Annotated in this window: 12 protein-coding genes; 4 read left to right on the top strand and 8 right to left on the bottom strand. The window is 70.1% G+C overall.

What is annotated here, in order from left to right; genetic code table 11:
* Positions 1 to 19 precede the first annotated feature (19 nt).
* From ACIPK3_RS04315 to coxB, 4 genes are all read right to left on the bottom strand, one after another.
* On the bottom strand, positions 20 to 1,285 hold the full coding sequence (locus ACIPK3_RS04315) for an Ig-like domain-containing protein (RefSeq protein WP_402566484.1): 1,266 nt from the start codon (positions 1,283 to 1,285) through the stop codon (positions 20 to 22).
* A gap of 140 nt (positions 1,286 to 1,425) precedes the next feature.
* On the bottom strand, positions 1,426 to 1,824 hold the full coding sequence (locus ACIPK3_RS04310) for a cytochrome c oxidase subunit 4 (RefSeq protein ID WP_402566483.1): 399 nt from the start codon (positions 1,822 to 1,824) through the stop codon (positions 1,426 to 1,428).
* Complete coding sequence (gene ctaD / locus ACIPK3_RS04305) at positions 1,821 to 3,554, bottom strand: cytochrome c oxidase subunit I (RefSeq protein WP_402566482.1); 1,734 nt, start codon at positions 3,552 to 3,554, stop codon at positions 1,821 to 1,823. Before ctaD ends, ACIPK3_RS04310 begins: the two co-directional genes overlap by 4 nt.
* Positions 3,551 to 4,510, bottom strand: coding sequence for a cytochrome c oxidase subunit II (gene coxB, locus ACIPK3_RS04300; protein WP_402566481.1), 960 nt, complete (start codon positions 4,508 to 4,510; stop codon positions 3,551 to 3,553). Before coxB ends, ctaD begins: the two co-directional genes overlap by 4 nt.
* Positions 4,511 to 4,812: 302 nt before the next feature.
* Between coxB and ACIPK3_RS04295 the strand changes: the two genes are divergently transcribed.
* Positions 4,813 to 6,192, top strand: a complete 1,380-nt coding sequence (locus ACIPK3_RS04295) for a cysteine desulfurase/sulfurtransferase TusA family protein (protein ID WP_402566480.1) — start codon at positions 4,813 to 4,815, stop codon at positions 6,190 to 6,192.
* A 5-nt stretch (positions 6,193 to 6,197) separates the two neighbouring features.
* Here ACIPK3_RS04295 and ACIPK3_RS04290 read toward each other — a convergent pair whose 3' ends face one another.
* Entirely contained in the window at positions 6,198 to 7,172 is a 975-nt protein-coding gene (locus tag ACIPK3_RS04290; RefSeq protein ID WP_402566479.1) for a carbohydrate kinase family protein, read from the bottom strand.
* 130 nt (positions 7,173 to 7,302) lie between these two features.
* Between ACIPK3_RS04290 and ACIPK3_RS04285 the strand changes: the two genes are divergently transcribed.
* Together ACIPK3_RS04285 and ACIPK3_RS04280 are read left to right on the top strand one after the other, a co-directional pair.
* Positions 7,303 to 7,512 (top strand): hypothetical protein, encoded by a 210-nt coding sequence (locus ACIPK3_RS04285; RefSeq protein ID WP_402566478.1) that lies wholly within the window; start codon positions 7,303 to 7,305, stop codon positions 7,510 to 7,512.
* A gap of 101 nt (positions 7,513 to 7,613) precedes the next feature.
* The gene (locus ACIPK3_RS04280) at positions 7,614 to 9,737 is read left to right on the top strand and encodes a hypothetical protein (RefSeq protein ID WP_402566477.1); all 2,124 of its coding nucleotides are present in this window, start codon (positions 7,614 to 7,616) and stop codon (positions 9,735 to 9,737) included.
* Positions 9,738 to 9,825: 88 nt separating this feature from the next.
* Here ACIPK3_RS04280 and erpA read toward each other — a convergent pair whose 3' ends face one another.
* Positions 9,826 to 10,182 carry an iron-sulfur cluster insertion protein ErpA gene (erpA, locus tag ACIPK3_RS04275; RefSeq protein ID WP_402566476.1) on the bottom strand — a complete coding sequence of 119 codons (357 nt, stop codon included), beginning with the start codon at positions 10,180 to 10,182 and terminating at the stop codon, positions 9,826 to 9,828.
* 271 nt (positions 10,183 to 10,453) lie between these two features.
* Here erpA and nadA point away from each other — a divergent pair, with 271 nt between their 5' ends.
* Entirely contained in the window at positions 10,454 to 11,650 is a 1,197-nt protein-coding gene (gene nadA / locus ACIPK3_RS04270; protein ID WP_402566475.1) for a quinolinate synthase NadA, read from the top strand.
* Positions 11,651 to 11,681: 31 nt separating this feature from the next.
* Here the strand turns inward: nadA and ACIPK3_RS04265 are convergent, their stop codons facing one another.
* Positions 11,682 to 12,356: a response regulator gene (locus ACIPK3_RS04265; RefSeq protein WP_402566474.1), complete on the bottom strand. Its 675-nt coding sequence runs from the start codon at positions 12,354 to 12,356 to the stop codon at positions 11,682 to 11,684.
* The gene (locus ACIPK3_RS04260) at positions 12,353 to 13,588 is read right to left on the bottom strand and encodes a sensor histidine kinase (RefSeq protein WP_402566473.1); all 1,236 of its coding nucleotides are present in this window, start codon (positions 13,586 to 13,588) and stop codon (positions 12,353 to 12,355) included. The genes ACIPK3_RS04265 and ACIPK3_RS04260 overlap by 4 nt, the downstream gene beginning before the upstream one ends.
* Positions 13,589 to 13,599: the final 11 nt, after the last annotated feature.

Raw genomic sequence — 13,599 nt, 5'->3', positions numbered from 1 at the left:
CGCGCGGGGTGGGGCGGGGTCACACCGCTGTCGGGCGGAGCCGTTCCGTGTTCCGCGGGGCGGGGCCCGACTGCTTGCCGTTGGTCAGCGCGCTGCCCGTGCGCCACTTCGTCCAGTCGAGGTTCCAGTCGCCGAAGCCGTTGCCGAACGGCTCCATCTGGTGTCCGTTGGTGTTGACGACCTTGACGATGTCGCCCGGCTTGAAGGTGTTGTAGAACCACTGGGCGTTGGCGGTGCTCAGGCCGGTGCAGCCGTGGCTGACGTTGGCGTAGCCCTGGGAGCCGACGGACCAGGGGGCGGCGTGCACGTACTCACCGGACCAGGTGACCCGGGTGGCGTAGTAGACGTCCAGGTCGTAGGCGTCGGAGCTGCCCGCGGCGATGCCGACGGTGGTGCCGCGCATGCGTACGAGGTACTGCTTCTCCAGCACGACCTTGACCCCGTTGCGGGTCTCGAAGCCGGGCTTGCCGGTGGTGACCGGCAGGGTCTTGATGGCCGCGCCGTTCTTGTAGACCGTGAGGGAGTGCTTCGCGGCGTCGGTCAGGGCGAGCATCTGGTCACCCGTGGTGATCGTCAGCGGCTGCGCCCTGCCGCCCCACACCTGGTCCGAGACCTTGATGCCCTCCAGGTTGCTGTGCACGTCGATGGTGGCGTGCGCGGGCCAGTAGTCCCTGGGGCGGAAGTGCAGCTGCTTGTCGTTCACCCAGTACCAGGAGCCCTCCACGGCGGGCGTGGAGTCCACTCTGAGGGCCTGCTCGACCACGGCGCGCTGGGCCTTGTCCTTGACGGGCAGGTTGAGGTCGGCGGTGATGGGCTGGCCCACGCCGTACTCGCCCGCCTTGGGCCCGAAGGTGACGTCCAGGGTCTTCTTGCCGGTGTGCTTGCTGGTCTCGAAGGTGAGGGTCTTGCGCCCGGGCGCCCCCGCGTTGTCCTCCGTGCTGACCCGCACCGTGTAGTGGGCGTCGGCGGCCAGCGGTGAGGTGCTGTGCCAGCGGCTGCCGTCGGCGGCCAGTTCGCCCGCCACGAAGCGGCCCGTCGCGTCCGCGGCCGTGACGTCCGTGATGCGCTCGTCGCCCTCGGCCGAGACCTCCAGGGGCTTGTCCGGATCGGCCTTCTTCCCCGCTCCGGTGGGGGTGTTGACAGAGATCTGGTCCGTCACTTCGTACGGCTTCGCCGCCAGGGGGTTGTCGCCGCCCGAACCGCACGCGGTGACGCCTGCGCCGATGGCGGTCACCAGCAGCGTGCAGCCGATGACGACGGTGCGGGTGCGCGGAGAGGTTCTCATGCCCTCAAGCTAAGAAGATTTTCATACCTCAGCGCGGTGAGTGGGCCGGATGGGGGAACGACGTGTGGGCCGGAAGACGGAAAACAAGGAGCCCGGGCCTCCTGATGGAGGTCCGGGCTCCTCAAATGCTCGGCGGCGTGCTACTGGGTGCGGTTCTCACCGTGGTAGTACTCGAAGACCCAGCCGAACAGGCCGATCAGGATGAGCGGTGCCGAGAAGTACAGCAGCCACCAGCCGACGGCCACACCGAGGAAGGCCAGCGCGCCACCGATACCGAGGGCGAGCGGCTGCCAGCTGTGCGGGCTGAAGAAGCCCAGCTCGCCCGCGTCGTCCGCGACGTCGGCCTCCTTGTTGTCCTGGGACCCCGCGTCGACCCGCCGGGCGGTGAAACCCAGGTAGAAGCCGATCATGAGGCACAGGCCGAAGGCCAGGAAGAGCGCGGTGGTACCGGCCGGCTCCTTCGACCAGACGCCATAGACGATCGCCATGACGAGGACGAAGGCGCTCAGCCAGACGAACATCCAGCCCTGGATCTTCACTTGCCGGCCTCCTTGCTGCCCGCGATGGCGCCGCCGTGACCGGCGTGCTCCAGCTGCTCAAGGGCCGCGATCTCAGGGTGGTGCAGGTCGAACGCCGGGGATTCACTGCGGATCCGCGGCAGGGTGAGGAAGTTGTGACGCGGCGGCGGGCAGGACGTCGCCCACTCGAGCGAGCGGCCGTAGCCCCACGGGTCGTCGACGCCGACCGGCTTGCCGTACTTGGCCGTCTTCCACACGTTGTAGAGGAACGGCAGGATCGACAGGCCCAGCAGGAACGAGCTGATGGACGAGATCGTGTTCAGCGTCGTGAAGCCGTCGGCCGCCAGGTAGTCGGCGTAACGACGCGGCATGCCCTCGGCGCCCAGCCAGTGCTGGACCAGGAAGGTGCCGTGGAAGCCGATGAACAGCGTCCAGAAGGTGATCTTGCCGAGGCGCTCGTCCAGCATCTTGCCCGTCATCTTCGGCCACCAGAAGTGGAAGCCGGAGAACATCGCGAACACGACGGTGCCGAACACCACGTAGTGGAAGTGCGCCACCACGAAGTACGAGTCGGACACATGGAAGTCCATCGGCGGCGAGGCCAGGATGACACCGGTCAGACCACCGAACGTGAAGGTGATCAGGAAGCCGGTGGCCCACAGCATCGGGGTCTCGAAGGACAGCGAGCCCTTCCACATCGTGCCGATCCAGTTGAAGAACTTCACACCGGTCGGGACGGCGATGAGGAACGTCATGAAGGAGAAGAACGGCAGCAGCACTCCGCCGGTGACGTACATGTGGTGCGCCCACACCGTCACGGACAGGCCGGCGATCGAGATGGTCGCCGCGATCAGGCCCATGTAGCCGAACATCGGCTTGCGGGAGAAGACCGGGATGACCTCGGAGATGATGCCGAAGAACGGCAGCGCGATGATGTACACCTCTGGATGGCCGAAGAACCAGAAGAGGTGTTGCCACAGCAGTGCGCCGCCGTTGGCGGCGTCGAAGACGTGGGCACCGAATTTCCGGTCCGCCTCCAGGGCGAACAGCGCGGCCGCGAGGACCGGGAAGGCGAGCAGGACCAGGACGGCGGTCAGCAGCACGTTCCACACGAAGATCGGCATGCGGAACATGGTCATGCCCGGGGCACGCATGCAGATGATCGTGGTGATGAAGTTGACCGCGCCGAGGATGGTGCCGAAGCCGGAGAAGGCCAGACCCATGATCCACATGTCGGCGCCGATGCCCGGCGAGCGGACCGCGTCCGACAGCGGGGAGTAGGCGAACCAGCCGAAGTCGGCCGCGCCGTCCGGGGTGAGGAAGCCACCCACCGCGATGGTCGAGCCGAACAGGTAGAGCCAGTACGCGAACATGTTCAGCCGCGGGAACGCGACGTCGGGCGCGCCGATCTGGAGCGGCATGATCCAGTTCGTGAAGCCGGCGAACAGCGGCGTCGCGAACATCAGCAGCATGATCGTGCCGTGCATCGTGAACGCCTGGTTGAACTGCTCGTTCGACATGATCTGCATGCCGGGACGGGCCAGCTCGGCGCGCATCAGCAGCGCCATGACGCCGCCGATCAGGAAGAAGGCGAACGACGTGACGAGGTACAGCGTTCCGATCGTCTTGTGGTCGGTGGTCGTCAGCCACTTCACCACGACGTTGCCGGGCTGCTTGCGCCTGACCGGCAGCTCGTTCTCGTAAGAGTCCTCAGCTGCGGCGGCACCCTGGGGATCGTTGAGGATGCTCACAGGTTGTTCGTCTCCCGGTTCTTCTCGTGCGGCGTCTGCTCGATGCCGGCCGGAATGTAACCGGTCTGCCCCTTCTTGGCGAGGTCCTTGAGGTGCTGCTCGTACTGCTCGGGCGAGACGACCTTCACGTTGAACAGCATCCGGGAGTGGTCGACGCCGCAGAGCTCAGCACACTTGCCGAGGAAGGTGCCCTCCTCGTTGGGCGTCACCTGGAAGGCATTGGTGTGCCCCGGGATGACGTCCATCTTCATCAGGAACGGCACCACCCAGAAGGAGTGGATGACGTCGCGCGAGGTGAGGACGAAGCGGACCGTCTTGCCCTTGGGGAGCCAGAGGGTCGGACCGGGGTTGTGCGTCTCCGGGTTCCGCGTGCCCGGGGTGCCGACGTCGTAGACACCGCCGGCGTTCGCCGGGAACTCCTTCTTGAACCGGTCCGGGATGCCGTTCAGCTCCGGAGCGGTCTTCGCGTCTCCGGTCGAACCGGGAACGCCCTCGATGTAGTTGAAGCCCCAGCTCCACTGGAAGCCGACCACGTTGACGGTGACGTCGGGCTTCTTCGAGAGGTCGAGGAGCTTCGTCTCGTCCCGGGCCGTGAAGTAGAACAGCACCGAGATGATGATGATCGGGACCACCGTGTACAGCGCCTCGATGGGCATGTTGTACCGGGTCTGCGGGGGTACCTCGACCTTGCTGCGGCTGCGCCGGTGGAACATGGCGCTCCACAGGATCAGGCCCCACACCAGCACGCCCACGGCGAGCGCGGCCGCCCAGGACCCCTGCCACAGGGAGAGGATCCGCGGAGCCTCTTCCGTGGCCGGGGTGGGCATACCAAGGCGGGGGAAGTCCTTGTATGTGCAACCGGTAGCGGTCGCAAGGACCAGGCCCGCGGTCATTGCCTGCAGCAGCTTCCGCCGCATCGGGCGCCGCGGCGAGCGGTCGGAGCCGTTGGGACTCACGTAGCGCCTTCCCGAGAGTCTCGCCCGCGCTTTGGCTGCGGCCTTCTCGCTGGTCGGTCGCCGTCCTGCGTCGGGCAGGGGTTTGATGTTTATGCGGACCAAACCCTAGCCGACGCCCTCCGGGGGTTCGCGGGGAGGGTGCCATACGCGCTACGGGTCACCCGAAAGCGCCTAGTAGCTCGGGGGTTCGGATGGTTTGGCGGGTGCGGGCGCATGCCGTTTCCCCCGCCAGCGCGACAGAGCGGCAGGTCGGCACGGTCCCGCGCCCCCTCGTAAGTTGCCCCAAGCTTTAACGTTGCCGCATGTCCTACTTCGACGCCGCCTCCTCCGCCCCCCTTCACCCCGTTGCCCGTCAGGCGCTGTTGGCTGCACTGGACGAAGGGTGGGCCGACCCCTCCCGGCTCTACCGGGAGGGTCGGCGGGCACGGATGCTGCTGGACGCGGCGCGGGAGGCGGCCGCCGAGGCGGTGGGGTGCCGGGCCGACGAGCTGGTGTTCACCTCCTCCGGCACCCGGGCCGTACACAGCGGTGTCGCGGGGGCGTTGGCGGGTCGACGCCGGACCGGAAGTCACCTGATCGTGTCAGCCGTCGAACACTCCTCGGTCATCCATTCGGCAGAGGCGTTCGAGGCGGCGGGCGGATCGGTGACCCGGGTACCGGTGCAGCGCACGGGGGCGGTGACCGTCGAGTCGTACGAGGAGGCGCTGCGCCCGGACACCGCGCTGGCCTGTCTCCAGTCGGCCAACCACGAGGTGGGGACCGAGCAGCCGGTGGCGGCGGTGGCCGAGGCGTGCCGGGCGGCCGGGGTGCCGCTGCTGGTGGACGCGGCCCAGTCGCTGGGCTGGGGGCGCGTCGAGGGCGACTGGTCGCTGCTGACGGCGAGCGCCCACAAGTGGGGTGGCCCCTCCGGGGTGGGGCTGCTGGCCGTCCGCAAGGGTGTCAGGTTCGCACTCCAAGGCCCCCTGGACGAGCGGGAGTCGGGGCGGGCGGCCGGGTTCGAGAACCTTCCGGCGATCGTGGCCGCGGCGGCTTCGCTGCGGGCGGTGCGCGCGGAGGCGGACCGGGAGGCGGTACGGCTGCGGGAGCTGACGGAGCTGATCCGGACGCGGGTGCCGATGACGGTGCCGGACGTGGAGGTGGTGGGCGACCCGGAGCGGCGGGTGCCCGGGATCGTCACCTTCTCCTGTCTCTATGTCGACGGGGAGGCACTGCTGCACGGGTTGGACCGGGAGGGGTTCTCCGTGTCGTCCGGATCGTCCTGCACGAGCAGCACGCTGACGCCGAGCCATGTGCTGAAGGCGATGGGAGTGCTGAGCGAGGGGAACGTACGGGTGTCGCTGCCGCCTGGGACGGCGCAGGAGGACGTCGAGCGGTTCCTGGCGGTGCTGCCGGGGGCGGTGGCCGGGGTGCGGGAGAAGCTGGGGGCGGCGCCGGCTCCGGCGGGCGTGGTGCGGGCCGGGGAGCTGGTGGTGGACGCCCTCGGGAAGCGCTGCCCGATCCCGGTGATCGAGCTGGCCAAGGTCATCGGGAACGTGCCGGTGGGCGGCACGGTACGGGTCCTCTCGGACGACGAGGCCGCGCGGCTGGACATTCCGGCCTGGTGCGAGATGCGGGGCCAGGAGTACGTCGGTGAGGAGCCGGCGGACCACGGTTCGGCCTATGTGGTCCGCCGGGTGTCGTAGCGGGGCTACGCGAGGTGCACGCGGACCTCGTCGGCGGCCTCGTGACCGTACGCCTTGGTGAAGCGGTCCATGAAGTGGGCGCGGCGCAGCTGGTACTCCTGGGTGCCGACCGTCTCGATGACGAGCGTGGCGAGCATGCAGCCGACCTGGGCGGCGCGCTCCAGGGTGACGCCCCAGGCCAGGCCGGAGAGGAAGCCGGCCCGGAAGGCGTCGCCGACGCCGGTGGGGTCGGCCTTGCGCTCCTCCTCCGCACAGCCGACCTCGATCGGGTCCTCGCCGGACCGCTCGATACGGACGCCGCGGGAGCCGAGGGTGGTGACGCGGTGGCCGACCTTGCCGAGGATCTCCTCGTCGGTCCAGCCGGTCTTGGCCTCGATGAGGCCCTTCTCGTACTCGTTGGAGAAGAGGTAGGCCGCCCCGTCCAGCAGTATCCGGATCTCGTCGCCGTTCATACGGGCGATCTGCTGGGAGAAGTCGGCGGCGAACGGGATGTTCCGCGAGCGGCACTCCTCCGTGTGGCGGAGCATGCCCTCCGGGTCGTCGGCGCCGATGAGGACCAGGTCGAGGCCGCCGACGCGGTCGGCGACGGTCTTCAGCTCGATGAGCCGGGCCTCGCTCATGGCGCCGGTGTAGAAGGAGCCGATCTGGTTGTGGTCGGCGTCCGTGGTGCACACGAAGCGGGCGGTGTGCAGGGTCTCGGAGATGCGGACCGACTCGGTGTCGACGCCGTGCCGGTCGAGCCAGGCGCGGTACTCGTCGAAGTCGAAGCCCGCGGCGCCGACCAGGATGGGCCGGGTGCCGAGCTGACCCATGCCGAAGGCGATGTTGGCGCCGACTCCGCCCCTGCGTACGTCCAGGTTGTCGACGAGGAAGGAGAGCGAGACCGTGTGCAGTTGGTCCGCGACGAACTGTTCGGCGAAACGGCCGGGGAACGTCATGAGGTGGTCGGTGGCGATGGAGCCGGTGACTGCGATGCGCACGGCGAGGACTCTCCAAGGGGGAGACGGGTTGACGTTTTACGCTACCCGGTTCTGACGGGGCTCTGAAGCTGGCAAAACTACCCGATAGTAGCTCTTTCTTCGCGAGGCTCGACGTGCATACGGTGCGGCTATGACGAAGCTGACGGTCGAAGCCCCCGCTCCGGCGGACCTGGAAGGCGGCCTGGCGTCGCTCCGCGGTGACTGCGCACGGATGGTCGGTCACTGGGCAGCGCCCGAACATCACACTGCCCCTCCGGTGCCCCTGTCACTCATCCACGGCGTGACCGTTCCGGTGCGGTCCGCACGGCTGCTGGACGCCATGTCGGACTACGGCGACTGAGCCCCCCGGCGCTCACCGGGGAACCGCACGCTCCCCCGCCGCGTCCCATCGCCGTCCCCCGCGAAGGGGACGCGGGACACGACCCAGCGAGGAGCGATGCGGTGAACACCGAGCGACCCGATCAAGACGACGCGGAGGCCTCCGGCGGCAGGCCGGAGAACGCCACTCCCGCGGGCGACTCGGAACCGGCGAAGGGCTCCGCCGGTCTGGCGAAGAACAAAGCCGAGGGCTCCGCCGGCCTGGCGAAGGGCGGGACCAACGACTCTTCCGACCCGGCGAAGGGCGAGACCGCCGCCGCGTCCGCGGCCCAGAACGCATCGGGTGGCGCGGCGGCGGATGGTGCGGATGGGCACAGCACGCGCGCGAACGGCGCGGACGCGGTCGGCGCGGACGCAGACAGCACGGCAGACAGCGCGGTGGCGAACGGTGTGGCGGCCGACGGCGCGGACGAAGACACCACGCGCGTGGACAGCACACCGGCGAACGGCGCGGATGCGGGCGGCGCAGGGGCGAACGGCGCGGACGCAGAAAGCACGGACCCGCACGGCGCGGCGGCGGTCGGCGCGAGCGCAGACAGCACGGCGACGGTCAGTGCGGTGGCGGGCGGCGCAGGGCCGAACGGCCCGGACGCGGACACCACGCGCGCGGACAGCGCGGCGCCGTTCGGCGCGGGCGCAGAGAGCACGGCGACGCGCAGCGCGGCGGCGAACGGTGCGTCGGCCGACGGCGCGGGCGCAGACGGTGCAGCGGTGGATTCTGATGGTTCGGCGAGGTCACAGGCCGGGTGGCGGCGGTCCGGGGTGATCGCGGCCGCTGTCGTGGCCGCGGTGCTCGTCGTCGGGGGTGGTGGGACCTATCTGGCAACCGCCGGTGATGGTGGCGGTGGCGCGGACGCAGGTGCGGGGGGAGCGGGTGGCGGGGCCACTCCGCCGCCGCTCCCGCTGGACGACTCCTCCGCTTCGGCCTCCTCGGGGGGCAACGGCATCGCGCCCGGTGAGCCGAACCCGTACGGCGTGACCTACCGGGCGGACGGAAAGCTGCCCGACGGCCCCGGCTCGGCCGCCGTCTACCGGTCGACGGGCGAGGTCGGCAAGGAGGACGTGGCCCGGCTGGCGAAGGCTCTAGGGGTCGACGCGACGCCGGTGACCGTCGGGGACTCCTGGCAGGTCGGCGCGGGCAAGGACGGTTCGGGCCCGGTTCTGCGCGTGGCGCGGCAGGCGCCGGGTTCCTGGACCTTCAGCCGTTACTCGCCCGGCACGGACAACTGCAAGAAGATCACCACCTGCCACGCCCAGGACCCGGCCGCCCCGGCCGCCACCCCGGTGAGCGTGGCGGACGCCGAGAAGGCGGCGGCGCCGGTGCTGAAGGCGCTGGGACAGGACGACGCGAAGGTGGACGCGCGGCAGGTGATGGGCGCCCAGCGGGTGGTGAACGCCGATCCGGTGGTCGACGGGCTGCCCACGCACGGCTGGACGACCGGACTGACCGTCGGTGTGGGGGGCGAACTGGTCGGCGGCAGCGGGCAGCTGACGGCGCCGGCGAAGGGCGCGTCGTATCCCGTCCTCAGCGCCGACCGGGCCCTGAAGCTGATGAACTCCGCACCGCGGACCGACCACCGCATGGGCATCGGCGGCTGCGCCGATCCCGTACCGCTGAAGGACCGCTTCGAGCAGCCGTGCGGCGCCGGGAAGTCCGGGACTCCGGGAGCTCCGGGAACCTCGGCAGCGGCGGGGAATTCGCCCACGGTCACGATCGAGCGCGCGGTGTTCGGACTGGCCGCGCACTCCGTGGGCGGGCGGCAGGCACTGGTCCCGTCCTGGCTGTTCGAGGTGCGGGGCGCGCAGCCGGGCGCGGCCGACACGGTGACGTATCCGGCGGTCGACCCGAAGTACCTCACCTCGGCCTCCGCGCCGGAGACGAAGTCACCGACCTCACCCACCTCACCGAAGCCGCCGAAGCCCAGGAACGCCGCGGCGACCGGCTACAAGGCCGACGGCGAGAACCTGACCGTGACCTTCTCGGGCGGGGTGTGCGCCGACTACACGGCCTCCGCGGACGAGGACTCGGACCGGGTGACGGTCACGGTCACCGAGAAGCCCTGGCCGGGCAAGGTCTGCATCATGATCGCCAAGCAGTACGAGCGCACCGTCCACCTGCACGGTTCCCTGGGCTCACGGGAGGTGGTCGGCCCGGACGGCCAGAAGATCCCGAAGCAGGCGGGTTAGGGCGCCGGTCGTCCGTCACCGAAGACCGCGAAGGCGGCGGCCCCGTCGGAGGGGGCCGCCGCCTTCGCGGTGTGTTCGGGGATACGGCTCAGCTGAAGGAGTCGCCGCAGGCGCAGGAGCCCGTCGCGTTCGGGTTGTCGATCGTGAAGCCCTGCTTCTCGATCGTGTCCACGAAGTCGACGGTGGCGCCGACCAGGTACGGAGCGCTCATGCGGTCGGTGACGACCTTCACGCCGTCGAAGTCCTTCTTCACGTCGCCGTCGAGGGAGCGCTCGTCGAAGAAGAGCTGGTAGCGCAGACCGGAGCAGCCGCCGGGCTGGACGGCGACGCGCAGTGCGAGGTCGTCACGGCCCTCCTGGTCGAGCAGGGCCTTCACCTTGGACGCGGCGGCGTCGGTCAGGATGATGCCGTCGGTGACGGTGGTGGTCTCGTCCGATACGGACATCTACATCTCTCCCGGGTTGTACGGAGACTGCTTGCCGACGTGTTTCAACCGGCGGGCCCGCGGATTCATTCCGGGCCGAGCACATGCGTTTTCGCTTATCGCTTCCACCTCATGCTCGCACACGCCCGCTGAAGCGAACAGGGAACCAGGAGTGGGTGCGCAAGTCGGGGCGGGATTCACGTCACATCGACACAATCGGCATCGTCAAACTGACGTGAAGCGGTTATGATAGATAGCGTCAGTTAGACGAAAAGAAGAAAGGGTGCGTGTCGTGACCACCGCCCAGACCACGGAGCTCGACGTACAGCCGACTCCGCTCGCCCTGCTGCTCCTCGGCCGCGAGGCCGACCCGAAGAGTGAGCGGGGTGTCGACTGTCCAGGTGACCTGCCCGCGGCGTCCGACCCCGACCTGGTCGAGCGCGCCCGCGCGGCGAAGGAGAAGCTCGGCGACAAGGTCTTCGTACTCGGCCACCACTACCAACGCGACGAGGTCATCCAGTTCGCCGACGTCACGGGCGACTCCTTCAAGCTGGCGCGGGATGCCGCCGCGCGGCCCGAGGCCGAGTACATCGTCTTCTGCGGTGTGCACTTCATGGCCGAGTCGGCCGACATCCTGACGTCCGAGGACCAGAAGGTCGTGCTGCCCGACCTGGCCGCCGGCTGCTCCATGGCCGACATGGCCACGGCCGAGCAGGTCGCGGAGTGCTGGGACGTGCTGACCGAGGCAGGCGTGGCCGAGCAGGTCGTGCCGGTGTCGTACATGAACTCCTCCGCGGACATCAAGGCGTTCACGGGCAAGCACGGCGGCACCATCTGCACGTCGTCGAACGCGAAGCGGGCCCTGGAGTGGGCCTTCGAGCAGGGCGGCCCCTCGGAGACGAAGGTGCTGTTCCTGCCGGACCAGCACCTGGGCCGCAACACCGCCGTCCGCGACATGGGCATGTCCCTGGACGACTGCGTGCTCTACAACCCGCACAAGCCGAACGGCGGCCTCACGGCGGACGAGCTGCGCGCCGCCAAGATGATCCTGTGGCGCGGTCACTGCTCGGTGCACGGTCGCTTCAGCCTCGACTCGGTCAACGACGTGCGCGAGCGCATCCCGGGCGTGAACGTCCTGGTCCACCCCGAGTGCCGGCACGAGGTCGTGGCCGCGGCGGACTACGTCGGCTCGACGGAGTACATCATCAAGGCCCTGGAGGCCGCCCCGGCCGGTTCCAAGTGGGCCATCGGCACGGAGCTGAACCTGGTCCGCCGCCTGGCGAACCGTTTCGCCCCGGAGGGGAAGGAGATCGTCTTCCTCGACCGCACGGTCTGCTTCTGCTCGACCATGAACCGCATCGACCTCCCCCACCTGGTCTGGACCCTGGAGTCCCTGGCCGAGGGCAAGCTGGTCAACCGCATCGAGGTCGACCAGGAGACCGAGGCGTTCGCGAAGCTGGCGCTGGAGCGGATGCTCGCGCTGCCGTAGTCACGGCAGGGACGCGCCCGGGCTCGGTACGTCAGTCCGTCCTCGGGCGCACCAGCCCCGACTCGTACGCGATCACCACGAGCTGTGCCCGGTCCCGCGCGTGCAGCTTGGCCATGGCCCGGTTGACGTGTGTCTTCACCGTCAGTGGGCTGACCTCCAGCCGCTCGGCGATCTCGTCGTTGGAGTTGCCGCCGGCGACCTGCACCAGTACCTCGCGCTCCCGGCCGGTCAGCGCCGCCAGCCGGCCGGAGAGCGTGGGGTCGGCGTCGTCCGCGCCCTGCGCGAGGAAACGGGCGATCAGGCCCTTGGTGGCCGTCGGGGAGAGCAGCGCCTCACCGCCCGCCGCGATCCGGATGGCGTTCAGCAGTTCCTCGGGTTCGGCTCCCTTGCCGAGGAAACCGGAGGCGCCGGCCCGCAGCGCCCGCACCACGTAGTCGTCCACCTCGAACGTCGTCAGGATGACCACACGGACCTCCGCGAGGGCCGGGTCGGTGCTGATCATCCGGGTGGCCGCGAGGCCGTCGGTGCCGGGCATCCGGATGTCCATGAGGACGACCTGGGCCTGCCGTTCCCGGGCGAGCCGTACCGCCTCGGCCCCGTCGGACGCCTCGCCCACCACCTGCATGTCCGGCTCGGAGTCGACCAGCACCCGGAAGGCGCTGCGCAGCAGTGCCTGGTCGTCGGCGAGCAGGACACGGATGGTCATACGGGCTCCTCCGGGGCGGCGGCGCGGGTCCTGACCGGCAGGATCGCATGCACCCGGAAGCCGCCGCCGTAGCGGGGACCGGTGGTGAGGGTGCCGCGCAGGGCGGTGACGCGTTCGCGCATGCCGAGCAGACCGTGCCCGCCGCCGACCTCGGTCGTGGCGTCGTCGCCCTCGCCGTCGTCCAGCACGGTGACCTCTATGTGCGGGCCCACGCGTACGACGCTGACCTCGGCCCGGGCATCGGGGCCCGCGTGCTTGCGCACATTGGTCAGGGCCTCCTGGATGATCCGGTACGCGGCGAGGTCGACGGCCGCGGGCAGTACGGCACCCTGGTCGGCGCGGGCGACCTCGACCTGGAGCCCGGCACTGCGGAAGGTGCCGGCCAGCTCGTCCAGGCGGCTCAGGCCGGGGGCCGGCTCGGTGGGGGCCTCGGGGTCGCCGGACTGGCGCAGCAGGCCGACGGTGGCGCGCAGTTCGTTCAGGGCCGAGCGGCTCGCCTCGCGGACGTGCGCGAGGGCCTCCTTCGCCTGGTCGGGCCGCTTGTCCATGACATGGGCGGCGACACCGGCCTGCACGTTGACCAGGGCGATGTGATGGGCGACGACGTCGTGCAGGTCGCGGGCGATGCGCAGCCGCTCCTCGGCGACGCGCCGCCGGGCCTCCTCCTCCCGGGTGCGTTCCGCGCGCTCGGCGCGTTCCCGCATGGCGCCGACGACCGCGCGGCGGCTGCGGACGGCGTCGCCCGCGGTGGCGCCGATGCCGGTCCAGGCGAAGACGGCGAGGTTCTCCTGGGCGTACCAGGGCAGTGGCCCGGCGAGCATGGCGGCGCCGGTCAGCACGGTCGTGGTGAGGAGACCGACCCGCAGCGTGGTGTGGCGGTCGGTGGCGGCGGCGACCGTGAACAGGGCGATCACGGCGGACATCACGACCGGGGCACGGGGATCGCCGGTGACGCACTCGACCAGGGAGACGGTCCCGGTGACCGCGAGGACCGTCTTCGGGGCGCGGCGTCGCGCGACGAGCGCGACGGCGCCGACGGCGATGAGGAACAGGCTCAGCGGGTCCGGGGTGCGCACGTCCCAGCTGCCGCCGTCTCCTCCGCCGCTTCCCCCGCTGGGGTCCAGGAAGGATCCGAGGGCCATGCACACCAGGGCGCCCGCGGCGATGCCCGCGTCGAGAGCCAGGGGGTGCGCTGTCAGTTGGCGGCGGGCGCGCTCCAGAGTGCTGCTCACGGAGCGAACAG

The sequence above is a fragment of the Streptomyces sp. NPDC086787 genome (genome assembly GCF_044745865.1).
Lineage (GTDB): Bacteria > Actinomycetota > Actinomycetes > Streptomycetales > Streptomycetaceae > Streptomyces.
The sequence above is the reverse complement of the archived record's forward strand: the minus strand, read 5'-3'. Positions and strand labels throughout refer to the sequence as shown.